The organism is Amycolatopsis sp. NPDC031561, from assembly GCF_055580625.1.
On the sequence record NZ_JBVILA010000019.1, the window covers coordinates 102,677 to 128,194 of the forward strand.

Consider the following 25,518-nt stretch of genomic DNA (forward strand, 5'->3'; position numbering starts at 1 on the left):
TAGGGTCGCCGCCATGGCGCACGTCATCCTCGGGCTGCTTCTGATCGCCCCGCAGAGTTACTACGGTCTCGTCAAAGGATTCGAGGCCGGTGTCGCGCTCTTCTACAGCGCCAGCTCCGGCAGCATCAAACGCGCTCTGGACAACCTGCTCGCCCGGGGGCTCGTCGAAGTGGCGAGCGTCGAGACCGGGGGGCGCGGCAAGAAGACGTACCGGGTGACCGAGGCCGGCCGGCACGAGTTCCGCGGCTGGATGACCGGCGAGTTGAGCGGGTCGGACCTGGAGAGCGCCGCACTCTCCCGGCTGTTCTTCCTCGGGCTGATGGCTCCCTCGGAACGCGAGCCCGTCCTGGAACGCATCACGGCTCGCATCGAAAGCGACCTCGCCAAGTTCTCGCGGCTGGACGAGAACCTCGACACCGCGGACTTCCCCGAGGAATTCGGCGATGTCTTGGCACATCAACGGGCCACCCTCGACTACGGCATCGCCTCGCTCCGGTTCGCCCGCGACTGGTTTCGCGACTACGCCGCCGATCCCGGCCGGAGAAACGAGATCTCGGGACCCGCCGAGTAAAGTATTCATTTTGTGCAAAACTGAGTACCGCGCCGGTGAACATTGGTCTACAACGGCATTTAGCCGCGTGATCGCCAAGATGGCCTCGCTACACTCGTGCTCGTATCGCGGCGAAGCTGCTATCGCGGGGGACGGGTAAATGCTGGGCTTGGGTGGATCGGAACAAGCCGACTCTGGCGATGGGCCCAGTGCCCCGGGACGCGGATCGGCCCGGCGGGGCCGGACCGTGACCGCGCGGGAGATCGCGGTCGTCGTGCACGCCCTCGATGCGGCGCAGCCACGCGGCCATCGTGATCTCGCGATTCACTGACGGCACGTCGCGCCCCGGATCGGGCGTGGCTCGCTTTCCCGGACCGATTCGCCGTCCGTGATCTGGATCAGGAAGCAGTACTTCCGGCCGGGTTCGACGGCCACGGTCATCGTCCGCTGCCGTCGGACGAACGTGGTCTTCGGTTCGCCCGTTTCGCCGGCGACCACGACGGCCGAGTCGTATCCGTCCGGCGCGTGCCACGCGAGATCGACCGTCGAGCCGTGGTCGATCGGCATGGCCAGTTCGACCTGGGACGCCGCCTTCACGGTGGGCGCCGACGTGGGCGGAGCGGGGGTGGACCGGGACGCCGGGGCCGGAAGCGACCGCGGTTCGGGGTCGCCGGAGCCGGGCAAGAGTGCCCACGTGGTGAAGCCGGCCGCGACCACGATGCCGGCCGCGACCGCCGTCCGCAGGGATCGCTTCCGGGGCTCGGGCGCCGGGGCTGCCGCGGGTTCGATGGTGACGACCGGAACGCCCTCGATACCCGATGCCACGGAAACGGGTCCATCGGTGTCCACAGTGGACACTTTGGGGAGAGAGGTGAGGATCTCTTCGACCAGTGTGGCGTCGTGCGGGCGGGAGGCCGGATCTTTCGCGAGGAGGTTCTCGACGAGAGCCAGCAGATCGATCGGCGCGTCCTCGCGGTGGAGCGGCCGGGAGCCGGGTGGTTCGCCGGTCAGCGCCAGATGCAGCACCGCACCGAGTCCGTAGAGGTCCGAGGAACGGTCGTTCGTCCCTTCCGGGGCGAGGAATTCCCATCCATGCCGGGGATCCCGGACGAACACGGGGCGAAGGGTGCGCTCGAAGTCGTTGATCACGGGTTCGCCCGACGCGCGGAACAGCACGTTGGAGGGGGTGAGCCTGCCGTGGACGATCCCGGCTTCGTGGGCGGTGGCGAGGGTCGAGGCGATCGCGGTGCCGAGAACGAGGACGTCGTCTGTCGACAGCGGTCCGGCCGCCGCGACCAGGTCCGCGAGCGACCCGGTGCAGAGTTCGCCGCGGAGGGCGCACCGGCCATCGGCCAGTTCCACGACCGTACCGGGCACCAGGAGTTGACCGTCCAAAGCGGATAGCCGGTCCAGTTCCCGCTCCAGCCGGAGCCGGGTCCGCCGGAACAGCCTGCCGGAGAAGACCTTGAGCGCGACATCGCCCTCGTCCGACGGCACCGCGAAGACGACCCCTGCCGAGCCGCCGCCCAGCGCTTCGCCGTCCTCCGGTCGCATCGCCCCAGCGTAGATGATCGGCCCGGTCTCGGGGACCACCTCCGCCGCCGAATGAACCGCCGATGTACCGGTGATGAACCGCCGCGCCGGAGACTGCGTTCCGGCAGCGCACCGGATCAGCGAGGTGGGACGGATGAAGCAGAAGAACAATCTCCGGCGGGCGGCGGTCTACGGCGTCGCCGGTCTCGCCACCGCGGCGATCGGCGCGTCCACGGCGAACGCGCTGACCGACGACGGGGCCGAGCACAAGCCGGTGCTCGACGCCGCGCAGGCGGCGAAACCGCAGCAGGTGGAGGCTCCCGCGTCGTCGAAGCCATCGGCCTCGGCCGCGACACAGGGCAAGAAGGCCGCGCCGCAGGAGAAGTCCACGTCGCAAGGAAGGACGGCCGCGACGCATGCCGAACCTGTCGCGCCGAAGCGGGTTTCGCCGCAGCAAGCGGCGCAGCCGGTCTTGCCGGTCCGTGCTCCCGCTGTGACCACGCCTGCCGCGCAAGTCAAGCGGGCGGTCAAACCCGCGCTGGAGATCAAGAAGACGGCTCGTACCACCCCCGTGGTGCGGAACGCGGCGGTCGTCAAGCCGCGGGTGACGAAGACCGCCGACGTGAAACGAAGCCAGCACCCTGTCGGGAAACAGTTCGTGGTCCGCGCCGCCATCGCCGACCCGGCGCCCGTGACCGTCCGCAAGCAACTGCGGAACGCGACCGAACTCGTCGAAGCCGCGAACGATGCCGTGGACAAGGCGGACAAGGTACTCGACAAGGCGAGGGCCGATCTGAAGAAGGCCAAGGGCGAGTTGGAAAAGCTTCGCAAGAGTCTCGAGAAGCCGAAGGAACACGACAAGCCCTTCAAGATCATGACCGGGCATCGGGGCTGAGCATCGTGACCACCACCAGCCTGGCCGAGCGTCCGACCTTGTCGTTGCGGTCCGCGTTCCGCAAGTTCGCCGCACCCCGGATCCCGGTGACGCGGTACCTGGTGATCCCCGAAGAGGTGTGGATCGGCCAGTCTCCGTCCCTTGTGGACGAGGGCGAACCCGTGCGGGACGAGTACGACTACTACCTGGAGCACGAGGACGCACCCCTCAACCGCGGCGTGCTGTCCGGCTTCGGCGGCGGAGCCGCGTCCCTCGCGTTCGGGGTGACCACGGGTCTGGTCATCGCGACTCCGGCGGGGATCGCCGTCGGAGTGGTCGCCGGAATCTTCGGCGGCCTGATGGGCCGGTCGCTGGCCGAAGAGTTCTACGAACGCCACCACGAAGACGAACCCCGGCCGTGACGGTCACCGCCGGAACCGGAAGATCGAGGTATCCATGAACATCAAACGAGCTGGGGTCATCGGCGTCGCCGGACTGACGACCGCCGCGGTCGGCGCCTGGACGTTCGGCGCCTTCGACGGCGGCCAGGAGGTCTCGGCGAGCCCGGCGAACCACGTCGCGGCCGCGCCGAAACAGGCGGCCGCGCCTGTCGTCCCGCCTGTGCAGAAGGCCGTCTCACCCGCGGTGGTTCCCGCCGCGGCGGCCGCGAAGCCGGTGCAGGTGAAGAAAGTGGCGAAGGTGACGAAGGCGAAACCCGTCGTCAAGCAGACGAAGAAGAAGGTGCACCGGCAGAAGGTGCGGACACCGGTCGTCAAGACCGCGGCGGCCAAGGACGTCAGGCAAGCTCAGCCGACCCGGTTCGTGCCGCGGGTGGTCGTCGTCGAGAAGCCCGCCGCGGTTCCGTCCGGCGTGAAGAAGATCGCCGAGTCCGTCGGCAAGGCGACCGGTTCCCTCGCCAAGGCCGAGAAACTCGTCGACCAGGCGAGGGGTGAGGTCAAGAAGGCCAAGGGAGAGCTGGACAAGGCCAAGGGCGAACTGAAGAAACTCAAGTCCGCCAAGCACTCGCACCGGCATCAGCACGGAAAGCCCGGTCACCGCGGATCCGTTTCCGTGGACGGCAAGGGGCTCAAGCCCGGCCAGTCGCGCACCGCCTCGACGTCGAGCCCGGACGGCTCGTCCTGGTCGAGCGCCACGGTCTCCGTCAAATGAGGCGAGGCGATGGTCGTCGCGGACGCGGCGACCATCGCCTCCGGCTTCATCCGGCGAGGCTGTGAAGGTCCGCGCAGCCGCGAAGAGCGTCGTGATGGGCGCCGGCGAGCACGGCGCCAGGTTCGACACCCAGCTCTCGGACGATGATCGAGCGAGCCCGCCCGTACGTGGCGAGCGCTTCGTTGCGCCGTCCCGTGTCGGTGAGCAGCCGGATCAGCTTCGCCCACACGTGTTCCCGGAGCGGATCCTCGTCGAGGAGACCGTGCAGCACGGTGATCGCGTCCCAGTGCCTGCCGAGACGGTGGTATGCCTCGGCCAGGTCTTCGCGCATCCGGGTGTGCAGCCGGGCGAGGCGCGCGCCTTCGACGGCGGCGGCAGGCGTCTGCAGGCCCTCGAACGGACGGCCACGCCAGAGCGCCAGCCCGTCGGCGAGCAGCTCGGCGGCACGTTCGGGCTCGCCGAGGAGCGTTCGGCTGGCTTCCGCGGCCCGGAGATCGACGAGGTCGACGTCGACCTCGTCCGGTTCGACCCGGATCCGATACGCGCCCTGCCTGCTTTCGATGCGATCGCCGCTCACGGGCGGTGGCAGCACGCGGCGCAGGCCGCAGATGTGCGACTTCAGATTGCCCGCGGCGGACACCGGCGCGGGCCGGTCGTGCCAGGTCGAGTCGATCAGGCTGTCGACGGCGACCCAACGCCCTCGATCCAGCAGCAGCGCCGCCAGCACCGTGGCAGGCTTGCCGGGCTTGATCGTGGCGGGCGCCCCGTCCGGAGCTTGGACTTCGAGTGGTCCAAGGAGCTGGAACAGCATCCGATGTCCCCCTGTGAATGAGCTTGGTGCGGTTGGACCCGCTCAGCATGCAGGAGGAGGTATGAGGATTCCATGACAGTCGGCCGCGGCGATGTACCGCGGATGAACCGGCGCTGAACCCCGCCCGGTCACCATTCCGGAGTCGCCGAGGTCCGGAGGATTGCGATGAAACACACCAACATCGATTTACGTCAGGCTGTCCTGTACTCCGTTTCGGGCGGGGTGCTGACGGTCGTTTTCGGCGTGCTGGGCGCCGCCGCGGCACAGGCGGCCACCGAGCCGGGCGGGTCGCCTGCCCAGCAGAACGCCGAGAAAGTGGCGATGAACAAGGCGAAAGCGTCGAAGGCCAAGGCCGCCCAGCCTGCGCAGGCGAAACCGAAGGCCGAGCCCAAGCAGCAGCAGAAATCCAGTCCGGCGAGGGCTCGGCAGGAGCAGAAGGAGAAGAATCTCGGCTCGCCCCAACGGGGTGAGGAGGGGGCGAAGAAGAATACGAAGGCCGAGGAGCAGCGCAATCGGGGTGAGGAGGCGAAGCGGAATCCGGGTAGGGCCCGGCAGGAGCAGAAGGAGAAGAGCGTCGGTTCGCCTCAGCGGGGTGAAGAGGGGGCGAAGAGGGCTGAGCAGGACGCAAAGAAGTCGAAGGCCGAGGAGCAGCGCAATCGGGGTGAGGAGGCGAAGCGGAATCCGGGTAGGGCCCGGCAAGAGCAGAAAGAGCAGAACTTCGGTTCGCCGCAACGGGGCGAGACCGTGTTGACGCCTCAGCAGCGGCGGGGTGAGGAAGCCAAGCGGAATCCGGGCAAGGCTCGGCAGGCACAGAAGGAGAAGAATTTCGGTTCGCCGCAACGGGGCGAGGTGTTGTTGTCGACTCAGCAGCGCAGGGGCGAAGAGGCGAGCAAGAGGCCCGGCCGCGCGAGGCAAGCTCAGAAGGAACAGAACTTCGGTGTCATCCAGCGCGGTGAACAGGGTCGTGCGCTGGAGATTCTGAAGGCCGCCGTGCAGCGGGAGCTGGGTGAGGCGGCGAGGCGGAATCCGGGTAAGGCGAAACAGGCGCAGAAGGAGCTGAACTTCGGTGTCATCCAGCGCGGCGAGGAGGGTCGCGCGCTGGAGATCGTGAAGGCCGCGGTGCAGCGGGAGCTGGGTGAGGCGGCGAGGCAGAATCCGGGCAGGGCCAGGCAAGTACAGAAGGAGCGGAATCTCGGCACCCCGCAGCGCGGCGTGGCGGCTCCCGGCGGTGCGAAGGGGCGCGCCACGGTCATGCCGGTGAGCGCTCTCGCCGTACCCCGGGGGCAGGGCTGGTTCGATGACGACGGCGACGGTACGCCGCCGATCCGGATCAACCCGCTGTGCGACACCGAAGAATGCAACCGGACGACCTGGGAGATCCTGAACCGGCTTCCCCGCTTGGTCGATCTGGGGGCGAAAGCCGATGGCGAGGCCATAGAACCGGACGGCAAGGGCGGTTTCGGTGGCTACAAGGGCTATGCCTACGCCGTGCGGAACAAGGTGGTCACGGCGGGCGGCCAGGTCATCGGCAAGAACTACATCGGTGCGGACGGCAAGATCGAAGGCGGGATCTCACTCAAGGACGGCATCAAGGGCAGCGCCGAGGGCTTCGTCGGCTACCGCGGCGTCGGCCCGGAGGTGGACGAGAACCTGGGCGGGGTCGACGTGGCCGGCGCGCCGGGAACAACGGTCGGTCTCTCCGGGAACCTCGAAGCCGGGATCACCGCGAAGGAGGGCCTGAAGCTCGGTGCCGGGGCCAAGGCGGCGGTGACGAACACGTTGCCGGAAGCCGAGTGGAACCTGGGACCGATCACCGTCAAGGTCCAGCCCGAGACCTGGATCGGGATCGGAGGCGAGGCGGAGGCCGGGTTGAGCGAGAGCGACGGCAGGGTCCGCCTCAGGGGCAAGGTCGGGGCCGCCACGGCGGGCGGCGGCGCGCTGGGCCTGGACGTTTCCTGGCCCACACTGGACCAGGCCATCATCGACATCGTGAAGAAGGCCAACGAGGAAGCCCCCAACTCCCTCGGCTACTGATCAGCCGATGCGGTAACCGACCCTCGGCACCGTGGTGATCAGCGGCGGATCCAGCAGCTTCCGCCGGAGGCCGGTCATCAGCACGTCGAGGACGTTGGACGCCGGAGTGGTGAGCTCGTCCCAGCCCGCTGTGATGAGCTCACCACGGGAAACCGGCCGCCCGCTGTTCTCCAGCAGGCACCGCAGCACGGTGAATTCGGTCCGGGTCAGGCTCAGCAGCACTCCGGCACGCCGCACCTCGTGCCGTCCGGTGTCCAGTTCGAGGTCACCGGCCCGCAGCAGGGGCGGTGGGGCGGTCCGGCCGCGGCGGCAGAGGCTGCGGATCCGGGCCACCACCTCGGCCATGGCGAACGGTTTCTCGAGATAGTCGTCGCCGCCACGCCGGAGGCCGGTGATCCGGTCGCCGGGAGTGCCGAGGGCGGTGAGGAACAGGACCGGAGTCGTCCAGCCGCCGTCGCGTTTCCGCTCGACGTAGTCCAGCGAATCGCCACCGGGCAGCATCCGGTCGAAGACCGCGCAGTCGTACTCGCTGACGAACAACGCCTCGTCGGCCGGCCCGAGGTCGCCGACGGCGTCGACGGCGAAACCGGCGGCGCGCAGGGACGACGACACCGACGAGCGCAGGGCGTCGTCGTCCTCGATGACCAAGATCCGCACCGGTTCAAAGTAGCGAGCCAGGGACGTAAGCTCCAGCCGACATGAACACGAGGACGCTGGTCGTCGAGGACGACGAGGACATCCGCAAGGCCGTGTCCGCCGAACTGCGGGCGGCCTCGTTCACCGTGGACGCCGTGGGCACGCTGGCCGCCGCGGCCGAAGTGCTCGCCGCCGCGGGCGGGGCACACGCTTGCGCCGTGTTCGACCGGATGCTGCCCGACGGCGACGCCGCCGGATTCGTCCACGAGCGCAGGCGGCGGGGGTGGACCGTGCCGGTGCTGTTCCTGACCGCTTTGGACTCCAGCAGTGCCAGGGTCGAGGGGTTCGAGCACGGCGGGGACGATTACCTCGTCAAACCGTTCGTCATGGCCGAACTGCTCGCCAGGGTGACGAACCTGTGCCGCCGAGGGGGTGGCAGCCCGCCGGTGCTGCGGCATTCCGATCTCGAAGTCGACTTCGCCCGCTGCGAGGTGCGCCGGGGCGGTGTCCTGCTGTCGCTGAGCAACCGGGAATTCGCGATCCTCGAATACCTCGCGACCCGGCAGGGACTGACGGTGTCCCGCGCGGAACTCATCGAACATTGCTGGGACCTCGAGAACGAGCCGGTCGCGAACGTGGTCGAGTCGGTGGTGAAACGCCTGCGCCGCAAGCTGGGGGAACCCGACCTGGTGGAGACGGTCCGCGGGATCGGATACCGGCTCTCGTGACCGAGTCGTCGACAGGCAGGTTGCGCCGGCTCCGCCGCCTGCTGACGCTGCTGTTCACCGCGATGAACGCGTTCGGGCTGGTGGTGCTGGCCTGGCTGGTGATCGAGGCGGACGCCGAGCAGGGGAGGCAACGGCTGGACAGCGACGTCCGCCAGGTCGCCGCGACGGTGGCCCGGCTCGTCGCCGCCGACGGGGGCAGCATCGTCACCGCCTACATCGGCACCGACACCGTAAACGAACAGTGCCCGCGGTTCGCCGTCCTTCCCGGGAGTGCGCCGCGATTCGAGCCGTACCGGGGCAAACGCGAATGCGTGCCCGTGGACGACGGCCTGCTGAACCGGCTCGCGACCGAGGCGACCGGGACGAACACGTCGAAGGCCGGATACGAGACCACCGCCGCCGGACGGCCCGTGTACGTCGCGGCCGATCCGATCAAGGATCGCGGCGGACAGGTCGTCGGCGCCATCGTCGTGGTCGCCGACGCAGGAAGCACGCAGGAGCGGCACGAGGAGTGGGTGCTGCTGGTGATCGGCGGCTGCGTGCTGCTGGTGCTCGGTCTCGGCGCGGCCGGATACTTCATCGCCGGCCGGGCCATGCGGCCGGCCACCGCCGCGCTGGAACAGCAGAAGTCGTTGCTGGACGGCGTTTCCCGGCTCCTCGACGGCGTCGTGCACGACCTCAAGACCCCGGTCGCCGGTCTGCGCGCGCTGGCCGAGGCGGCGTTGCGGAACCCCGCCGAACGGGACGAGCTGCTGCCCAGGACGATCCGGCTCGCGTCGATGATGGGCGACATCATCGATCTGTGGCCGAGGCGCGCCCGGGTCACCGCCGGGGTCGAGGAGCTGTCGATCGGGCCGTTGATGCTCGATCAGCTGGTCGAGACGGTGGTCGAGGATCTGCCCGCCCAGGACGCGCGGATCACCGTCACCACCGTGCCGAGCCGGGTCGACGGCGACGCGACACTGCTGCGGCGAGCCGTCGCGAACCTGATCGGGAACGCGCTGAGCCACGGTCGCGCACCCGGCGAGGAGGCCGAAATCCAGGTCACCGTCGCCGACGGCCGCGTGATCATCGCCGACCGCGGCCCGGGAGTCGACCCGGGGCAGGCCGCCGCCCTGTTCGAGCGGTTCGTCAGCGGCGGCGGCTCGACCGGGATCGGGCTGGCCGTCGTCAAATGGGTCGCCGACGTCCACGGCGGCACGCTGCGTGTCTACAACCGGGAGCAGGGCGGGGCGATCTTCGAACTGGCGCTGCCTGCCGACGCTTCCTGAGCCGCCGGGACCGGTCCCCGCCGGAAGAGGGGAGTATCCGGGGCGCAAGCATTCCTCTCGAGGGAGCACGATGAATCCGACGGCCGCCACCGGGGTCTACCAGGCCCTCGCCGAGAACGTGCAGCGAGTGCTGCGCGGCAAACCGGACGTCGTCCGGCTCGCGATCGCGGCACTGCTGTCCGAAGGTCATCTGCTGATCGAAGACGTCCCGGGCCTGGGGAAGACGACGCTCGCCCGGTGTCTCGCGCGGAGCGTCGGCGGCAGCTGGAGCCGCATCCAGTTCACCCCCGACCTGCTGCCGGGGGACGTCACCGGGGTGATGGTCTACCACCAGAACAACGAGAAGTTCGAGTTCCACCCCGGCGGCATCTTCGCCAACGTCGTGCTCGCCGACGAGATCAACCGCGGGACCCCGAAGACGCAGTCCGCGCTGCTCGAAGTGATGGCCGAGCGCCGGGCGACGGTCGATTCGAAGCCGTACGCGGTACCGCATCCGTTCCTGGTGATCGCCACCCAGAACCCCATCGAGATGGAGGGCACCTATCGGCTGCCCGAAGCGCAGCTCGACCGGTTCATGATGCGGATCTCCGTCGGCTATCCCGAGCACGACGCGGAGGTGCGGGTGATCATGGGCGACTGCGCGCGGGTCAGCCCGGACGAACTCGATCCCGTCGTCGACCTGGAGACCTTGCGCCGTGCCATCGACGAGGTGCGCGACGCCTACCTCGACCCGGCGATCTGCTCGTACGCGGTCCGGCTGGCCACGGCGACCCGGGAGCACGCCGCGGTCCGCTACGGCGCGAGCCCGCGCGGGAGTATCGCGCTGGTGCGCGCGGCGCAGGGGATCGCGGCCACCGACGGACGCGCCTACGTGACCCCGGACGACGTCAAGGCCATCGCGAAACCGGTACTCGCCCACCGCCTCGTGCTCACCGCCGACGCCGAGCTCAACCAGCGCCTCGCCACCGACATCGTCGACGAGGCGCTGGCGGCGACGCCGTCGCCCGCGATCAACGCGGTGTGACCGATGGGAACGCACAGGGACTTCGCCTGGTTTCGCGCGCGGGCGCCGATCGCCGCGATCGTCGCCTGCTGTGTCGCGGTGGTGGGCGTCGCGATCACCGGCGCGGCGAAACCGTTGCCGGGCCTGGACATCGCGCAGACCGGGCATTGGATCTACAGCTCCGTACTCGGTTCCGCGTTCCATGTGGACGGATCCGGTAAGTACGCCGACGCGCGGGTCCCGGTCCCGGGCGCCGATCCGGGCAGCCCGGTCGCGCAGGGACCGACGCAGGGTTACGTGCTTCCGCCGTCGAGTGTCATCGAATTCGGGAAATCGACGCTGTCGGTCGAGAAGACCACGCCGTCCCCCTCGAACGAGTGGCCGGTCGCGGTGGAGACCATGGGCGGGCCGTACGGCGTGTACCGCCAGGCCGGCGTCGTCATCCGGCTCGGCGAGGCTTCGGCGAAGATCACCGTCGGGGGCAGGCTGGGTGACCCGGTCGCCACCGCGGACGGGCGGTTGTGGCTGCACCGGATCGACGACGGGCTGCTGTGCGAACTCGCGCCGGGCGCCGACCGGGTCTCGTGCCCGATCGTGCTCCCTGGCAGGCACAAGGGTTCGCTGGCGCTCACCGAGGACGGACCGGTCTTCGTGGACACCGACGACGACACGGTGCGGCGCGTTTCGCCCGCGGGTCTCGGTGAGCCGGTCCGGCTCGGCGTGGACATGCCCGAGACCGCCGTCGTGGCGGCCAACGAAATCGACGGCAGGCTGGCGATCCTGGACAGGCAGGGCGCGCGGCTGCATCTCGTGGACCCCTCGGGACGGTCGGCGGGGCCGGTGACCGTTCCGCTGCCTCCCGGCGACTACGTGGGTCTCGCCTCTTCCGGATCCGCGGTCGCCTTGGTGGACAAGAAGAACCACACTCTGTCCACTTACGACGGTGCCGGCCGGCGGCGGGACAGCAGGCCGATTCCCGGCGGGGCGGAGCATCCTCCGGTCCGGGGCCAGGACTCACGGGTCTATGTGGACGGTGCCGACGGTGCGCACGTCCTCGTCGTGGATCCCGGTGGCGCGGTGAACGACGTCGCGGTGACGGGTGAGAAGAAGCCGGCCGAGACCCCGGCACCGGCCGACCCGCCGTCCGGGAACCCCGGTGACAAGCCGGCTTCGGATCCGCCGCCGCGCGAACCGGCCGACCGGCCCACCGTGCCGGTCCAGCCGAAACCCCAACCGAAACCGCAGCCCAAGACCACTCCCGTCGCCGTCCCGGCGAGCCCGCCGGGTGCGCCGCGCTCGGTGACCGCGACCGCGGGAAACGGCGCGGCGACGGTGAAGTGGGGCGCGGCCCCGGCCAACGGCGCCGCGCTCACCGGCTACCGGATCACCTGGGCGGGCGGGGAGAAGACGGTCGGCGGGGGAGTGCGGACCACGACGATCACCGGCCTCGCCAACGGCACGGCGTACACGTTCACGGTGTCCGCGGCCAACCGGGCGGGCACCGGCCCCAGCGCCTCGTCGGCGTCGGTGACCCCGGCCGCGGCCCTCCGGCCACCGGGCGCCCCCGCCGGGCTCAACGTCCGCATCAAGACCGGCGACACCGACGCGAACGTCACCTGGCGGGCCGCGGCGGCGAACGGCTCGCCGGTCACGGCGTACCACGTCTCCTGGCGGCGGGCCGACGGTTCGGGCGCGGGTTCGGCGAGCCTGCCGGGTTCGGCCACGGCGCGGCTCATCGCGGACATCGGGATCGAGCAGCCGATCACCGTCTCCGTGGTCGCCGAGAACGCCGCGGGCCGGGGCCCGGCCGCGACGGTGACGAAGGGGAAGGGCGACGAGCCCGCCGCCCGGAGCATCGTCATCTCCCGCGGCGCCGACACCACGGCCGACCAATGCGAACCACCCGCCTGCGGGCTGATCCACATCGTCATGTCCGGGTTCACCCCCGGCAAGACGGTGTCGATCACCTGTACCACCGACGACGGTGTCCACGGCAGCAAGTCCGTCAAGATCGGGCCCGACGGGAAACTGACCGTCGAGGCCTTCCCCCAGGGCACGATCGGCCGCAACGTGTGGATCAGCTCCGAGGGCGTCCAGTCCAACAAGCTGGCCTGGAAATAGCCGATGGGAATGCGGCTCACCGGACGGGGCATCGGACTGCTGGTCGCCGCCGTACTGAGTTACGGTGCCGGCGAACTGGCCGGGTATCCGCTGTTGCGCGTGCTGGCGGGCGCGGCGGCCGGGGCCGTGCTCGCCGGGGCGGCGATGGTCTTCCGGCGGCCACAGGTCACCGTGCGGCGCGAGGTGCTCCCGGACCGGGTCGAGCGCGGCCACCCGGCGCTGGCCAGGCTGCTGGTCGGGAATCCCGGCGAGCGGCGGCAACCGGGGTTCACCGCGCGGGAGCACGGAGAGCACGGCGCGGACCTGGCGGTTCCGGTGCGGCCGCTGGCACCGGGCGCCGAGGCGACGTACCATTACGAACTGCCGACCCGGCGGCGCGGCCGGTTCACCGTGGGGCCGCTCGTGCTCGAACGCGCCGACCCGCTCGGCCTGGTGCGGCGGCCGCTTCCGGCGGGCGACACCGCCACGCTGTGGGTGTTCCCGAAGCTGCATCCGGTGCGCGCGCTCGCGTCCGGACATCCGCGCCACCATCACGAAGGCGCGACGACGGACGATTCACTGCGCGGTTCGGCGGATCTGCGGGACGTCCGCGAGTACGTCGTCGGCGACGAGGTCCGTCATCTGCACTGGAAGGCGACCGCGCGGACCGGGCGGCTGATGGTGCGCGACTACGTCGATCCCGAACATCCCCGGTTCACCCTGCTGCTGGACACCCGCGCGAAGGTGCTGGCGGAGGACGAATTCGAAGAAGCCGCCGAGCTGGCGGCCTCGCTGGCGCACGCCGCGGCGACGGCCGGGCACCGCTGCCGCCTGATCACTTCGACGGGCGACGACCTCACCGTCGCCGGCGGGACGCAGGCCACCCGGCGGTTGATGGACATGCTGTGCGAAGTCCGCCAAGACCCGGACGGCGACCGGCCCCTGATCCCGAATACTTTGTCCCGCAAGGGAGTCCGTGGCGGCTGTCTCGTGGTCGTGACCGGAAGGGCAGGCCGGGAACTGAGCGCGCTCGCGGTCGTCCGGCCGCATTTCTCGACCATGTTCGTGCTCGGCGTCGGCACCCACGGACTGGGGATGGACGGCCTCGGCGTGCACGGCGTCGAAGGGGTTCCGCGAGCCCGTCGCATCAGCGCGGCGGACGCGGCGGAGGCGGTGCGCCGGTGGAACGAGGTGGTGTCGTGATCCGGCGGGTGGCGGACGTCGCCGTACTCGCGGGCGCGGCGTTCGGCGGGCTGCTCTTCGCGCCGGTCTTCGGTCTTCCCGCGTTGCTCCTGCCCCTCGGCGTGGTGACGCTGGCGGTCTACGGGGTGACCGAGCTCGTGAGGCGGTACCCGGGCCTGGTTCCGTGGCGGCCGGTGCTCGCCGTCGTCGCCGGGCTCCTCGCGGTGATCGAGACGGTTCTGCCCGCGACGACGATGGCCGGGATCCCGACCGGGGAGTCGTTGGCGGTACTCGCCGACGGGGCCGTCCACGGCTGGCAGCTGACCCTGCAGTCGACCTGGCCCGCCCTCCCGGAAGGGCGGCTGCTGGTCTTCGTGCCGTTGGCCGTCCTGATCGCCGCGGTGCTGGGGATCGAGGTGCTGCACCGGCTCCGGCGGCCGGCGGTCGCGCTGGTGCCCGGGTTGCTCGTGCTGGTGTCGAGCCAGGCTTTCGGCGCGGTGACCGGGACCGCGGCGGTGCTCGCGGGCCTCGGCTACGCCGCGATCGCCGGTCTGGCGCTGGTGAGCGGCACCCGGCGGCTCAAAGCGTTCGTGCCCGCCGTGGTGCTCACCGTCGTCGGGGCGTTCGTCCTCTTCGCGGCCGACCCGCTCGCGAGGCCCGCCTATTCGTTGAAGGACGGTGAATCCGTCCCGCCCGCCGCCGAGTCCGTCACGAGCCCGCTCTCCGAGATCGCCTACCGGAGCCGGAATCCGGTGCCGCGGGTGTTCCGCTACACGGGGGACACCCCGGCATCGCGGCGCTGGCCGCTGGTCGTCCTCGACGACTTCGACGGCTCGAACTGGTACCCCGGCGGCGGTTTCCGGCGGCTGGGGGCGGAGATCCCGCCCACCACGGGGATCGGGGTCCCGGTTGCCCGGCGCCAAGCCGCTCTCGAGGTGACCGGTTCGTCCGGGCCGTGGCTTCCCGGACAGGCGTCACCCGCCTCGGCCGCCGGGGCCGACGTGCTCGTGGACGAGGCGCGCGGAACCCTGGTCGCGGCGCGACCGGCGCCGTCGGCGCGGTACACCCTCGCCTGGTGGGAACCCGAAGTCGGTCCCGAAGCGCTGCTCGGCGCCGCGACGAGTCCCCGTTTTCCCGGCGGGCTCGGTGGCCTCGGCGCGGTGCCCCCGGCGATCGGCGACCTCGCGGATCGGATCCTGCCCGATCTCCGCCCGTCCTTTCAGACCGCGGTCGCGCTCGAACGGTTCCTCGTCGAGGACTACCGGCTGGCCACCGGTGACGACTTGCCGACCGGGCACGGCTGGCCGCAACTGAGCCGGTTCCTGCTCGGCGACAAACGGGGCACGAGCGAGCAGTTCGCCGCGGCGTACGTGGTTCTGGCCCGGCTCAAGGGAATCCCGGCCCGGCTGGTCGTCGGCTATCGCGCGCCGGACCGGCCGGAGGGGGACGGCGCGTACACGGTCCGCAACGCCGACGTCGTCGCGTGGCCGGAGGTCGCGGTGGACAAGGTCGGCTGGGTCCCGCTCGACCCGTCGGGAGCGGCGGCGCGGAGCGGGTCCGGATCCGCGAGCGGGATCGCCGCCGCGGTGGCGGAGGTGCGGATCCGGCTTCCGCCGGAGCGGCAGCTGGAGAATCCGCGGCTGCCGCCAGGGGAGTCCGAAGACGAGCGCGTGTCCGGAGCGGTGGATTGGGCCATGACGGCCGCCGTGGCCGGTCTCGGTCTCGGCGGGTCGGCGGCGCTCTGGGGTGCCGCGGTGCCCGCGGCGACCGGGCTTCGAGCCTGGCGGCGTCGACGCCGGAAGGGACGGGCCGCGGCCATCGCCGCCTGGGCCGAGGCCAGGGACCGGTTGCGGGCACACGGTGTCCCCGTGACAGCCGGGATGACCGTACGCGATCTCGCCCAGTCCGCCGTCATCTTCGGCGAGAAGTCCACTGTGGATGGTCTGGTCTCGCTGGCGAGAACGGTGGACGCGGCGCTGTGGTCGGGGACGGCGCCGGACGTCGCCAGCGAGGCGTGGGCCTCGGTCCGCTCCGTCCGAAAAGGACTCGGTAGACGGCCGTGGCGCCTGAGGCTGCGGGCGGCGGTCAACGCGAGAGTGCTCCGTCCGCCGCGCTGAATTCACCGTGTGCAGACGGCGCCGCGCAGGGGCCGGAACCCGCTTTCGTAGGTGCCGCGCGGCCCCGTGCCCTGGACCTGGAAGCAATAACGCAGCCCCGGCCGGACGTCCACCCGGTAGTGGTCGCTCCGCCGCGCCATGAGCACTTGGGGTTCCGCGCGCCCTTCCTCGGCCATGACGACGGCGTAGTCCAGCTCGGCGTTCGACGTCCACGACAGTTCGACGTAGGTTCCGTGGTCGGCGGGTGGTGCCAAGTCGATCGCGATCGGGCCCGGTGTAACGGCGTCGTCGTCCTTGGTGGCGAGAAACCAGGCCACGGCGGCTATGACGCCGGCCCCGGCGAGGATCCCGGCGACCAGGCCGGTTCGCCGCCGTGGCCGCGGCGGCCGGGCCGGTTCCAGCACGAGGACCGGTTCGGCGGGCAGGTCGAACGGGAGGCCGGACGACGCGCCGCGCAGGCGGCTCAGCGCGTCTTCCGGACGACGGCCCGGTTCGGCGGCGAGCAGTTCCCCGACGAGCGTCACGAGTTCGCCGGGGACGTCGGGCCGGGTGATCGGCGGGACCGGCTCGGCGAGCACCCGGTGAAGCCGCGCGGCGGGCTGCTCGCCGACGACCGTCCGATGTGGAGGCTCGCCGGTCAGCATGAAGTGCAGGACCGCGCCGAGGCCGTACCGGTCCGCGCGCTCGTCCATCGTCTGGTCGCGGACCGTCTCCGGGGCGGTGAACTCCAGGTCGTACAGCGGATCGCGGCGGAACCGCTGCCGGAGCGTCACCCCGAAGTCCGCCAGCACGGGCTCGCCCGAGGGCAGGAACAGGACGTTCCGTGGTGTGACCGAGCCGTGCACGACGCCTGCCGTGTGCGCGGCGGCGAGCGCGCGGGCGACGACCTGGCCGATGCGCAGTGTCTCGTCAACGGGCAAAGGCCCCGTCACCGTGGCGAGGGAACGCTCGCAGCGCGGCATCCGCAGACTCGTCCGGCCGTCGGTGAGCGTGCCGACCTCCCGCACCGGCAAGATCGCCGGGAAGGGTCCGATGGCCGAGAGGAGCGCCTGCTCGCGGGCCAGCGCCGACCGGGTCTCGCGATCCAGCGGGACCGGGTACACCTTGAGCACCGAGTCGCCGGGGCCCGCCACGACGGTGGCCGTCGGGCCCTTTGCGAAAGCGCTGCTCATCGGCCGGATTCCCGGTCAGGCCACGACATCGAGAAGACTCACCCGATCAACCTAGCCTGCCGTGGTGAGTGCGCGCAGCAGTGTCGAAAGACCGTCCGGTGCCCGGCCGTCCAGCCGGGCGCTCGTCATCACTTTCGCCTCCTCGGCATAGGCCAGCCGGAAACCGGCGTGGGCGAGGCGGCGCCACAGGTCGTGGTCTTCGGCGGTCCGGAGCGGGAGGAAGCCGCCGACCGCGTGATAGGCGCTGGCCCTGATCGCCAGATTGGCACCGTAGACGTTCCCGTGACCGGCCGGGTTCCGGACGTCCGCCAGCAGCGCTTCGTAACGCGGCTGCGCGGGGGCTGCCAATCGGGCGTTCAGTTCCGCCGTTCCGGCGACGGCGTCCCAGCCCGCGTCCGCCCGGTGGACGTGCCGGACCGCCCAGTCGCGGTCGACCACGGTGTCCGCGTCCGTGCTCAGCAGCAGGGTGCGGGCCGAGGCGTGATGATCCAGGCCACGCAGCAGATGCCGCGCGCCCAACGCCCGGATCGCTCCTATCGTCAGATCGCGAGTGTTGACGATGACCTCGGTTCCCGCGTCTCCGGCCAGCTCGGCGGTGTTGTCACGGCAGCGGTCGGCGATCACGCAGACACGGCGTTCCAGGCCCGGAGGGAGTTCGCGCAGGGCGGCGGCCAGCGCACGCAGGCAGGCCGGGAGGCCGGTTTCCTCGTCGCGCGCCGGGATCAGCACACCCACGGACGTGATCAACGGCGTTCCAGGACGTCGACCAGGAAGTCGTCCTCGGTGTGCGTCACGAGGCTCCGCAGACCGGGATGCGCTCGCAGCCGTTCGTGGACCTCCATTCCGTGGTGAGGAGCGTCCGGCGCTTGCGGGCGCCAGTGCACGGCCAGGACCTGTCCATCCGGTCGCAGTGACGCCACGGTGCGGTCCAGTGTCGCCTTCAGGTCCGCTTCGCTCAGGTAATAGAGGATTTCGCTCAGCACCACCAGATCCGCCGGGCCACGCAGATCGCCGGGAAGCGAACCCGCGGAAAGCTCCACAGTGGACAGATGTGCCAGGCGATCCCGCGCGGACGTCAGAGCGGCGGGAACCGGGTCGAACGCGCGGACCCGGTCGCAGCGGCCGGCGAGCTCCAGCGTCAGCGCACCCGTGCCGCACGCGGGTTCCATGGCGAGGGCGTACCGCTCGCGCGGTAGCGCGGCCATGGCGACCGTCCTCTTGCGACGCTCGTACCAGCCGTCCATCGTCCACGGATCGGGCTCGCGGTAGAGCGTCTCGAATCTGCTCACCGGCGTCGAGGTCGTCCTCGGTTCGTGGAACAGGATCTCCCGGTCGCGCGCGAAATGTTCCAGCACCTCCGGCGCCAGGATCGGATCCTCGCCTCTCGGGCCGGGTTCCAGCTGTGACCGGAAGACTTGGACGGCTTTGGCCTTGACCGCCGCGGTCGCGTCGTCGAGCCGGACCTCCGCGGCCCGGGCCCAGGGGATGGCCGGGTCGTCCGGCGCCACGAGGTGCCAGAGCCAGATCGGGTAGGACCACCGGTGCGCGCCCAGCGGCGCGGCCCGGAACGCGGCCCGGCCCGCCACCCGGTGATCCGGATGGGGATCTTCCGGCCACGGCGCCAGACAGAGCTCGGTGTCCGCCGCGACCGCACGGACGATGTCGGACAGTTCGGCCTCGTGCTCGATCAGCGCCGAGTCCGGAAGGCCCGCCCATAGCGGCTCCACGTCACCCATTCCCTGGCACCGCAGCGACTCCAGGAGTTCGACGCGGCGACGCGCGCCGAGAGCCCGGCGTTCGGCGGGCGAGGAGCCGGGGAACGCGGCCTCGCCGTCCGTGGCGACGACCAGCCGGATTTCGGCTCCACGGGCGTGCAGGCGCTGGATGAGCCCGGAGACTCCCAGGGTCTCGTCGTCCGGGTGCGCGGCGACGACACAGACGCGGCGGACGTCCTCGGCCGGGAACGGCGGGAGCCGCGCCAGGTCGCGCCAGCCCGCTTCGGCGTGGAAAGGGCCCCAGGTCATCGCCGCCCGTCCTTCAACAGCTCGGCGCCCAACGCGGCGAGGTCGCGGGCTCCGTGATGCTGCCGGACGTAGACCATCAGGTCGGCCAGCTGCTGCGGCAGCCGCCGGTCGCGGCAGAGCGCCGTCGGCCCGGTGATCTCCGGCGCGCGGTCGAGGACCTGCCGGGCGGCGTGCTCGACGGCGGCCCGGCAGATCCCGGTCAGCAGCGGCAGGTCCTCGCCCGGTTCGGTGTCGATGACGCCCGCCGTCCGCACGAGCAGCGCGTCGGCCTGGTGGATCGCGGTGTGGAGCGCGCCGAGGTGGGCGTACTGATGGTCGTCCGCCGAACCCCGGGCCAGCAGGTACGCCGTCACGGAGTCCACGACGGCCGCGCAGCCGCCGAGCCACACCGCGGCGACGCCCGCGCCGCCGAGGGCGAACCCCGGCCTGGACACGTACCAGCCCGGCTCGCCGACGATATGGGCCGCGGTCACCGGGACCCCGTCGAACCGGACGTCACCACTGTCGGAGGCGTCCATCCCGATCGCCTGCCACGTTTCCGGCAGTGCCTGGACGCCCGGCTCGTCCAGGCCGATCTCGAGCAGGATCGGCGGTCCGTCCTCGAAGTCCGCCACCACCAGGGCGCGGTCGAGGACCTGAGCGCCGGAGCAGAACCGGACGGTACCGGTGAGGGCGCCGCCCACGACGGCCGCGCCGGTCCCGCCCGAGCGGGCGGCCCAGACGCCGTACAGCGCGCCCGGCACGGGTTCACGGCCGGCTTCGGCGAGGATCGCGAGGGCATCGGTGTGGCCTTCGGTGAGCCGCCCGAGCACCAGATCCCGGCGCCCGAGCCCGGCGAGCGTCGTCCAGCGGCCCCACGTGTCACCCTCGCCGGGGCGCGGCAGGTCGAGGACGCCGTTCGCCATCAACAGCCGCACCATGGCGGTGATGGTCTCGACGGATCGCGGCCCCGCCAAAGGTTCCGGTGCGGCCGGTTCGAGCAAGGTCTTCATCAAGGTACGACTCCTCAGCCGTTCATCACCTGTTCGGCCCGCTCCCATACGCGGTGCAACCCCACGGTGGTCAGCAGCTCCGAGGAGAACGGTTTGGCGACCTCGTCGGCGAGCACGATCCCCGGCGCCTCGACGTCGATCCCGGCGTCGAGGAGAACCTGCCGTCCGTCGCCCCACGCACCGATGGCCTTGCAGTGCCGGAAAGTCTCCTGCAACAGCACGGTCAGCTTGATGTCGTGCAGGCCGGCCGTGCCACCGGCCACCACCACCGCGTCGAATTCGATGGACCGGGCGGTGAGGAAGGTCCTTTCCACCGCTTGCTGCCCGCGTCCCCGTTTCAGCGTTCCGCCGACCGGCGCGAGAACCCGCAGGACCGCGCCCTGGGCCTCGACGGTTCGGCGGAGTTTGCCGATCCCGCCGAGATCGGCACCGGGAGTCGCCACGACCCCGATGATGCGGCCCGTGATCGGGCCGGGGCCCGAGGGGATCTGTGACAGCGCGGCCGACGGCGCGACGTCTTCGGCGGGAGTACCTTCCGGAGCGGGCAGCCCGAGCCCTTCGGCGACCGCCGCGCAGAGTTCGGCGTCGACACGGGCGAGCGACAAGAGGACCCGTTCCTGGACCGACTGTGCGAAGCACTTTCCCAGCTCGAACGTGAACGCTTCGATCACGTGGATCTTCTCGATGCCGGACAGGCTCTTCCAGAAGAGCGTGGCCTGCGAGAAGTGATCGTCGAACGAAACCGGGTTGGCCCTGACCTTCGGCCCCGAGACCTCGATGGGCCGGTGGACGTAGGCGCCTTCGGCTTCCGTCGCCGTCGTCGGCAGAGCGTCGTCGACGCTGTTGGGCAGATACGGGGCCTGCCCGTGGTGGATGAGGGTCTGGTGCATCCCGTCGCGCAGATTGTCGTTCACGGCCACGTGCGGGCAGTTGATCGGGAGCTGGGTGAAGTTGGGGCCGCCGAGCCGGGTGAGCTGAGTGTCCAGATAGGAGAACAGCCTCGCCTGCATCAGCGGATCGTCGGTCACCTCGATGCCCGGCACCAGGTTGCCGGTGTGGAAGGCGACCTGTTCGGTTTCGGCGAAGTAGTTGGTCGGGTTCCGGTCCAGGGTGAGCTTGCCGACCAACTGGACCTCGGCGAGTTCCTCCGGGACGAGCTTGGTGGGGTCGAGCAGGTCGATGCCCTCGAACATCTCGTCGTCGGAGTCCGGCATGACCTGCAGGCCGAGCTCGTATTCCAGCGGTGCCCCGGCGTCGATGCCGTCGGCCATGTCCCGGCGATGGAAGTCGGGATCGGCACCCGCGGCGATCTGGGCCTCTTCCCAGACCAGGGAGTGCACCCCGGCCACCGGTTTCCAGTGGAACTTCACCAGGCTGGTCTCGCCCTCGGCGTCGACCAGCCGGAAGGTGTGCACCCCGAAGCCTTCCATCGTCCGATACGAACGGGGGATCCCGCGGTCGGACATGGCCCACATGACGTGATGCGTCGCTTCGGTGTGCAGGGAAACGAAGTCCCAGAAAGTGTCGTGCGCCGACTGCGCCTGCGGGATTTCCCGGTCCGGATGGGGCTTGCCCGCGTGGATGACGTCGGGGAACTTGATGCCGTCCTGGATGAAGAAGACCGGCATGTTGTTGCCGACCAGGTCGAAGTTCCCTTCTTCCGTGTAGAACTTCACCGCGAACCCGCGGACGTCCCGGACGGTGTCCGCGGAGCCCCGCGAACCCAGCACCGTCGAGAACCGCACGAAGACGGGAGTCTCCCGGTCCTTCTCCAGAAAACCGGCCTTGGTCACCGAAGAAGCGTTGCCGTAGGCGCGGAAAGTGCCGTGCGCGGCCGCGCCTCGCGCGTGGACGACCCGCTCCGGAATGCGTTCGTGGTCGAAATGGGTGATCTTTTCGCGGAGGTGGAAATCCTCCATCAAGGACGGTCCTCGCGGGCCTGCCTTCAACGAGTGATCGGTGTCCGGCAGCCGGACCCCTTGCGCTGTCGTCAGGTATTTCCCGCGCTGCCCCTCACCCGACCGGCCGACTGTCGCGTTCGATTCGCTTTCAGCCGGGGTCGCTCGCTCGCGCTGACGTTTCGGGGGCATGATTCTCCTTGTCGAGAGTGGTGGTGCTCGGGGGGTTGAGTGGGCGAATTGCCCGTGTACCGGCTATTTGCGCACCGTTTCCGATGGCCGTTTCGCCTGCTGGATGACGACGATCGCCACGACAAGCGCTGCGAGCGAGGTCAGTGCGTGAAGGACGTTGTCCGCCCAGTTGAGATTGACCGCGTCTCCGGCGGATGTCGTCGCCGCGGAGAGGATGCCGAAACCGGTGAGTCCAGCGAAAGCCACGAAGACGAACCAGCTGTAGAGGGAAATCAGGGCCGGCCTCAGCGCCGCGACGAGCCCGATCACCCCCGTCGCGGTGCGGAGGAGGTCCACCATGCCGATCGAGCTGAAGATCCAGACCGTGTTCTCTCCGGTCTGGTCGTTCTCGGGCATGAAGAAAAACCCGAGGACCCCGACGGTGAGGTGCACGAGAGCCAGAATCAGCACTGTCACTCGGAGAGAAGACAGCGTCGTCGGTTTACTCATCTGGTGCTGAAAATCCGGACGAGGCTGTCCTCGGTGTCCTTGCCGACCTTTTCGAACACGAGCTTGGCGATGGGAGAGGCGAGTTTCGCCGCGCCATGGAATTCGATGGTGGCGTGGTAGGTGAGCTCGGCCGTTCCGTTTTCGCCGGTGGTGACCGTGATGTCGTCGGTCGAGGTCGCGGTGTCGTTCTTGCCGACGAAGACGACCCGGCCGGGTTCGAGGCGGGTCAGTTCGTAGGTCAGCTCGGTCTCCATCCCGCCGATCTTGGACACGTTGTGCCACTGGGTACCGACGGCGACCGGGCCGGGGCTGGTCTGCTCGCAGGTCACCGTGCCCGGATCCCATTCGGCGGCGCGGGAGAAGTCGCGCAGGTAATCGACGACGGCCTCAGGAGTGGCGTCGACGGTGAAATTCCGGGTGACTTCGACCATGGTGATCCTCCTCGGCGAAGACGCCGTTTTCAGCGGTTTTCCGCGGCTTCTTTGATACCGGAGAGGGTTTCCTTCAGACCGTGATCGACCTGGTCCCCTTCGGTGCGTTCGGTGTGCAGCTCGACGACGAGGGTGGAGTCCCGTTCCGTGTCGCCGGGGCCGATGTGGAGTTTCCCGTGGTAGTCGTGCGGCCCGGCGGCGCCCCATTCCAGGCTTTTGCCTTCTTCGACCACCTTGACCCAGGCCTCGCCCGCCACGTCCTGTTCGGGAGCGTCGTCCGGGTCGATCCGTGCGGTGACGTCGACCTTGTCGCCGCCCGAGGGTTCCGCGGAAGTCAACCGGGGCATGTATTTCGGAAGATTGTGCACGTCGGCGAGGTAGGAGAACAAAAGTGCCGGAGGTACGTCGACGGTGATCGATTGCCGATAGTCGCCCATGAACACCCACTCCGAATCGAGGTCTGCGTCGCTCTTGATCGATCTGTGTCCCGGATACCCGGACAGAGCGGCTTTACACCTCGCGAAGACGAAGTGCCGGAGAGGTTCAGCCTGCCGTGGTCCTGACGAAGTGGGCGACCCGGGCGGGTGGCGGGACCGGGGAATCCCCGCCGAGCCGCCGGACCACGGAAAGATCGTTCCCGGACTGGGTTTCGGTGGCGAGAGCCCAGCCGCTGAGTTCGTCCCAGAGCAGGGCGACGTCGCGCTCGGGATGGTTCCGCAGCCGTACGTCCAGGGCGATGTAGGCGGAGACGGGGCTGTCGTAATCGACGGTGCAGGATTCGAGCCCGATGCCCAGCGCGTCGGCGACTTCGGCGAGATACGCCCAGAGCGCGGGGGCGGCCAACTGCGGGTGGGTGAGGGACGCGGTCAAGACGAGTGCCCTTCCTGCCTCGGGGTCCGGTGCGGGACCGCCGGTCCCGCACCGGACGAGGTGCTCAGGCCTGGATCTTCTTGCGTTCGGCGTCGGTGCCCGCGACTTCGATGCGCCGGGGCTTGGCCTTCTCGGCGACCGGGATGCGCAGGGTCAGCACGCCGGCTTCGTAGTCCGCGGTGATGCGGTCGGTGTCGAGGGCTTCGCCGAGGAACAGCTGACGGGAGAAAACACCCAAGGGCCGTTCCGACACCTGCATCTGGACTTCGCGCCCGGTGGTGGGCCGTCGTTCCGCCTTGACGGTCAGGACGTTGCGTTCGATGTCCAGCTCGATGGCGTCGGCCGCGACGCCGGGGAGATCGAAGCAGACGACGAAATCCTCACCGTCGCGATAGGCGTCCATCGGCATCGCGGCGGGTTTCGACCAGGTTCCGGGGGTCGCGTTGCCGAACATCTGCTGGGTGAGACGGTCCAGCTCACGGAACGGGTCGGTGCGCATCAACATGGGTTCCACCTCCTGGGTTCGGGTTCTCTGGCGTCAACACGCCCTTTTGTTCTAGCATGTCATCGGATGGATGACAACAGGGAAGTCGTCGAAGGGATGACAAGGTGGACGTGACTCCGGCCCGGACGGTGCAGACCGTGTACGACGTGGTGGCCGCCGCCCGTGCCGGCGCCGTGAAATCCGAAGACCTGCTGGCCGCCTTGGCCGCCCTGAGGACGGTCCGTGAGGAGCTGGGCGCCTGGGAACCGGAACTCATCGCGGCGGCCCGCGACGGCGGGGCCAGCTGGAACGCCCTGGCGCCGGTTTTGGGGGTGGCGAGTCGCCAGGCGGCGGAACGGCGATTCCTGCGACTGCGGCCCTCCGCGACCGGCGAGAATACGGGGGAGGGCCGCGTGGACGCGGAACGGGATCGGCGGGCGGGTGATCGCGCCGTGGCGGACTGGGCCCGGCGCAACGCGACGGTCCTGCGCCAGCTGGCCGGGCAGGCCGGTGCCCTGCGCGGATTGGATGCCGGTGCCCAGGCAAGCGCCGATCGGCTCGGCGTGGCCTTGGGTGAGGACGACGCGACCAGTCTCCTGCGGCCCCTGGCCGACCTGCGCGACCACTTGCCCGGTGAGCACGGCGGGTTCGCCGAGCGGCTCGCCGAGATCGGCGAGCGCACCGACCGGATCCGGCAGGACGCGCTCGACCATCGCCGGGGCGGCGACACTTCGTCGTGATGGGTGCGGATAGGGCAGGCAGGTCGTGCGCTGACTGTCCACACGGGACACTGCTGGTGAGGGAAGGGCGAGGTGGCATGTGGGGCGGGTTGGTCGTGAGTGGCGTTTCGGGTTAGAACACGAATCGCCACTCACGACCAACCCGACCAGACACGCCACCTGGTGTCGCGAAAGCCACTTTCGCGACGTCTGATGTCCCGAAAGTGGCTTTCGCGAC

At 70.1% G+C, this 25,518-nt stretch carries 25 protein-coding genes; 12 read left to right on the top strand and 13 right to left on the bottom strand.

Annotated features, from left to right (window positions below; all coding sequences use genetic code 11):
• Positions 1–13 precede the first annotated feature (13 nt).
• Positions 14–571, top strand: coding sequence for a PadR family transcriptional regulator (locus tag ACZ5IK_RS30850; protein WP_465490920.1), 558 nt, complete (start codon positions 14–16; stop codon positions 569–571).
• A gap of 303 nt (positions 572–874) precedes the next feature.
• Here the strand turns inward: ACZ5IK_RS30850 and ACZ5IK_RS30855 are convergent, their stop codons facing one another.
• A complete protein-coding gene (locus tag ACZ5IK_RS30855; RefSeq protein WP_465490921.1) occupies positions 875–2,104 on the bottom strand; it encodes a serine/threonine protein kinase in 1,230 nt (409 codons plus the stop codon).
• Between the two features lie 133 nt (positions 2,105–2,237).
• Between ACZ5IK_RS30855 and ACZ5IK_RS30860 the strand changes: the two genes are divergently transcribed.
• From ACZ5IK_RS30860 to ACZ5IK_RS30870, 3 genes are read left to right on the top strand one after another with little or no spacing between them, the layout of a single operon-like run.
• Positions 2,238–2,978, top strand: coding sequence for a hypothetical protein (locus ACZ5IK_RS30860; protein ID WP_465490922.1), 741 nt, complete (start codon positions 2,238–2,240; stop codon positions 2,976–2,978).
• Positions 2,979–2,983: 5 nt separating this feature from the next.
• A complete protein-coding gene (locus tag ACZ5IK_RS30865) occupies positions 2,984–3,379 on the top strand; it encodes a hypothetical protein (RefSeq protein WP_465490923.1) in 396 nt (131 codons plus the stop codon).
• Between the two features lie 34 nt (positions 3,380–3,413).
• Positions 3,414–4,127 (top strand): hypothetical protein, encoded by a 714-nt coding sequence (locus tag ACZ5IK_RS30870; RefSeq protein WP_465490924.1) that lies wholly within the window; start codon positions 3,414–3,416, stop codon positions 4,125–4,127.
• A 46-nt stretch (positions 4,128–4,173) separates the two neighbouring features.
• Here ACZ5IK_RS30870 and ACZ5IK_RS30875 read toward each other — a convergent pair whose 3' ends face one another.
• Entirely contained in the window at positions 4,174–4,938 is a 765-nt protein-coding gene (locus tag ACZ5IK_RS30875; protein ID WP_465490925.1) for an AfsR/SARP family transcriptional regulator, read from the bottom strand.
• Positions 4,939–5,103: 165 nt separating this feature from the next.
• Between ACZ5IK_RS30875 and ACZ5IK_RS30880 the strand changes: the two genes are divergently transcribed.
• Complete coding sequence (locus ACZ5IK_RS30880) at positions 5,104–6,972, top strand: hypothetical protein (protein WP_465490926.1); 1,869 nt, start codon at positions 5,104–5,106, stop codon at positions 6,970–6,972.
• Here the strand turns inward: ACZ5IK_RS30880 and ACZ5IK_RS30885 are convergent, their stop codons facing one another.
• Positions 6,973–7,629: a response regulator transcription factor gene (locus ACZ5IK_RS30885; RefSeq protein WP_101609134.1), complete on the bottom strand. Its 657-nt coding sequence runs from the start codon at positions 7,627–7,629 to the stop codon at positions 6,973–6,975.
• Between the two features lie 41 nt (positions 7,630–7,670).
• Between ACZ5IK_RS30885 and ACZ5IK_RS30890 the strand changes: the two genes are divergently transcribed.
• From ACZ5IK_RS30890 to ACZ5IK_RS30915, 6 genes are all read left to right on the top strand, one after another.
• On the top strand, positions 7,671–8,336 hold the full coding sequence (locus ACZ5IK_RS30890; protein ID WP_410599509.1) for a response regulator transcription factor: 666 nt from the start codon (positions 7,671–7,673) through the stop codon (positions 8,334–8,336).
• Entirely contained in the window at positions 8,333–9,607 is a 1,275-nt protein-coding gene (locus tag ACZ5IK_RS30895) for a sensor histidine kinase (RefSeq protein ID WP_465490927.1), read from the top strand. Before ACZ5IK_RS30890 ends, ACZ5IK_RS30895 begins: the two co-directional genes overlap by 4 nt.
• Before the next feature lie 70 nt (positions 9,608–9,677).
• A complete protein-coding gene (locus tag ACZ5IK_RS30900) occupies positions 9,678–10,631 on the top strand; it encodes an AAA family ATPase (RefSeq protein WP_465490928.1) in 954 nt (317 codons plus the stop codon).
• Positions 10,632–10,634: 3 nt separating this feature from the next.
• Positions 10,635–12,731, top strand: coding sequence for a fibronectin type III domain-containing protein (locus ACZ5IK_RS30905; protein WP_465490929.1), 2,097 nt, complete (start codon positions 10,635–10,637; stop codon positions 12,729–12,731).
• Between the two features lie 9 nt (positions 12,732–12,740).
• A complete protein-coding gene (locus ACZ5IK_RS30910) occupies positions 12,741–13,913 on the top strand; it encodes a DUF58 domain-containing protein (RefSeq protein WP_465490930.1) in 1,173 nt (390 codons plus the stop codon).
• Entirely contained in the window at positions 13,910–16,009 is a 2,100-nt protein-coding gene (locus ACZ5IK_RS30915; RefSeq protein WP_465490931.1) for a transglutaminase TgpA family protein, read from the top strand. The genes ACZ5IK_RS30910 and ACZ5IK_RS30915 overlap by 4 nt, the downstream gene beginning before the upstream one ends.
• A gap of 2 nt (positions 16,010–16,011) precedes the next feature.
• Here the strand turns inward: ACZ5IK_RS30915 and ACZ5IK_RS30920 are convergent, their stop codons facing one another.
• The 10 genes from ACZ5IK_RS30920 to ACZ5IK_RS30965 all read right to left on the bottom strand — a co-directional run bounded on the left by ACZ5IK_RS30920 (position 16,012) and on the right by ACZ5IK_RS30965 (position 24,582).
• The gene (locus tag ACZ5IK_RS30920) at positions 16,012–17,181 is read right to left on the bottom strand and encodes a serine/threonine protein kinase (RefSeq protein ID WP_465490932.1); all 1,170 of its coding nucleotides are present in this window, start codon (positions 17,179–17,181) and stop codon (positions 16,012–16,014) included.
• Between the two features lie 51 nt (positions 17,182–17,232).
• Positions 17,233–17,928 carry a glycosyltransferase family 2 protein gene (locus ACZ5IK_RS30925; protein WP_465490933.1) on the bottom strand — a complete coding sequence of 232 codons (696 nt, stop codon included), beginning with the start codon at positions 17,926–17,928 and terminating at the stop codon, positions 17,233–17,235.
• Positions 17,925–19,205 carry a PIG-L family deacetylase gene (locus ACZ5IK_RS30930; RefSeq protein ID WP_465490934.1) on the bottom strand — a complete coding sequence of 427 codons (1,281 nt, stop codon included), beginning with the start codon at positions 19,203–19,205 and terminating at the stop codon, positions 17,925–17,927. Before ACZ5IK_RS30930 ends, ACZ5IK_RS30925 begins: the two co-directional genes overlap by 4 nt.
• Complete coding sequence (locus tag ACZ5IK_RS30935) at positions 19,202–20,197, bottom strand: acyl-CoA dehydrogenase family protein (protein ID WP_465490935.1); 996 nt, start codon at positions 20,195–20,197, stop codon at positions 19,202–19,204. Before ACZ5IK_RS30935 ends, ACZ5IK_RS30930 begins: the two co-directional genes overlap by 4 nt.
• Before the next feature lie 14 nt (positions 20,198–20,211).
• Entirely contained in the window at positions 20,212–22,287 is a 2,076-nt protein-coding gene (locus ACZ5IK_RS30940; protein ID WP_465490936.1) for a catalase, read from the bottom strand.
• A gap of 63 nt (positions 22,288–22,350) precedes the next feature.
• The gene (locus tag ACZ5IK_RS30945) at positions 22,351–22,743 is read right to left on the bottom strand and encodes a DUF4383 domain-containing protein (protein ID WP_465490937.1); all 393 of its coding nucleotides are present in this window, start codon (positions 22,741–22,743) and stop codon (positions 22,351–22,353) included.
• A 29-nt stretch (positions 22,744–22,772) separates the two neighbouring features.
• The gene (locus ACZ5IK_RS30950) at positions 22,773–23,207 is read right to left on the bottom strand and encodes an SRPBCC family protein (RefSeq protein ID WP_465490938.1); all 435 of its coding nucleotides are present in this window, start codon (positions 23,205–23,207) and stop codon (positions 22,773–22,775) included.
• A gap of 29 nt (positions 23,208–23,236) precedes the next feature.
• Entirely contained in the window at positions 23,237–23,644 is a 408-nt protein-coding gene (locus ACZ5IK_RS30955; RefSeq protein ID WP_465490939.1) for an SRPBCC family protein, read from the bottom strand.
• A gap of 106 nt (positions 23,645–23,750) precedes the next feature.
• Positions 23,751–24,077, bottom strand: coding sequence for a DUF6292 family protein (locus tag ACZ5IK_RS30960; RefSeq protein ID WP_465490940.1), 327 nt, complete (start codon positions 24,075–24,077; stop codon positions 23,751–23,753).
• Between the two features lie 64 nt (positions 24,078–24,141).
• Entirely contained in the window at positions 24,142–24,582 is a 441-nt protein-coding gene (locus tag ACZ5IK_RS30965) for an Hsp20/alpha crystallin family protein (RefSeq protein WP_465490941.1), read from the bottom strand.
• Positions 24,583–24,686: 104 nt separating this feature from the next.
• Between ACZ5IK_RS30965 and ACZ5IK_RS30970 the strand changes: the two genes are divergently transcribed.
• Entirely contained in the window at positions 24,687–25,301 is a 615-nt protein-coding gene (locus ACZ5IK_RS30970; RefSeq protein WP_465490942.1) for an HSP18 transcriptional regulator, read from the top strand.
• Positions 25,302–25,518 lie beyond the last annotated feature (217 nt).

Coding starts and splice junctions, on each gene's coding strand:
- ACZ5IK_RS30930 (WP_465490934.1), bottom strand. CDS start 19,205: ATGACCTGGGGCCCTTTCCACGCCGAAGCGGGCTGGCGCGACCTGGCG.
- ACZ5IK_RS30850 (WP_465490920.1), top strand. CDS start 14: ATGGCGCACGTCATCCTCGGGCTGCTTCTGATCGCCCCGCAGAGTTAC.
- ACZ5IK_RS30905 (WP_465490929.1), top strand. CDS start 10,635: ATGGGAACGCACAGGGACTTCGCCTGGTTTCGCGCGCGGGCGCCGATC.
- ACZ5IK_RS30950 (WP_465490938.1), bottom strand. CDS start 23,207: ATGGTCGAAGTCACCCGGAATTTCACCGTCGACGCCACTCCTGAGGCC.
- ACZ5IK_RS30920 (WP_465490932.1), bottom strand. CDS start 17,181: ATGAGCAGCGCTTTCGCAAAGGGCCCGACGGCCACCGTCGTGGCGGGC.
- ACZ5IK_RS30935 (WP_465490935.1), bottom strand. CDS start 20,197: ATGAAGACCTTGCTCGAACCGGCCGCACCGGAACCTTTGGCGGGGCCG.
- ACZ5IK_RS30870 (WP_465490924.1), top strand. CDS start 3,414: ATGAACATCAAACGAGCTGGGGTCATCGGCGTCGCCGGACTGACGACC.
- ACZ5IK_RS30965 (WP_465490941.1), bottom strand. CDS start 24,582: ATGTTGATGCGCACCGACCCGTTCCGTGAGCTGGACCGTCTCACCCAG.
- ACZ5IK_RS30875 (WP_465490925.1), bottom strand. CDS start 4,938: ATGCTGTTCCAGCTCCTTGGACCACTCGAAGTCCAAGCTCCGGACGGG.
- ACZ5IK_RS30890 (WP_410599509.1), top strand. CDS start 7,671: ATGAACACGAGGACGCTGGTCGTCGAGGACGACGAGGACATCCGCAAG.
- ACZ5IK_RS30940 (WP_465490936.1), bottom strand. CDS start 22,287: ATGCCCCCGAAACGTCAGCGCGAGCGAGCGACCCCGGCTGAAAGCGAA.
- ACZ5IK_RS30910 (WP_465490930.1), top strand. CDS start 12,741: ATGCGGCTCACCGGACGGGGCATCGGACTGCTGGTCGCCGCCGTACTG.
- ACZ5IK_RS30855 (WP_465490921.1), bottom strand. CDS start 2,104: ATGCGACCGGAGGACGGCGAAGCGCTGGGCGGCGGCTCGGCAGGGGTC.
- ACZ5IK_RS30880 (WP_465490926.1), top strand. CDS start 5,104: ATGAAACACACCAACATCGATTTACGTCAGGCTGTCCTGTACTCCGTT.
- ACZ5IK_RS30900 (WP_465490928.1), top strand. CDS start 9,678: ATGAATCCGACGGCCGCCACCGGGGTCTACCAGGCCCTCGCCGAGAAC.
- ACZ5IK_RS30955 (WP_465490939.1), bottom strand. CDS start 23,644: ATGGGCGACTATCGGCAATCGATCACCGTCGACGTACCTCCGGCACTT.
- ACZ5IK_RS30860 (WP_465490922.1), top strand. CDS start 2,238: ATGAAGCAGAAGAACAATCTCCGGCGGGCGGCGGTCTACGGCGTCGCC.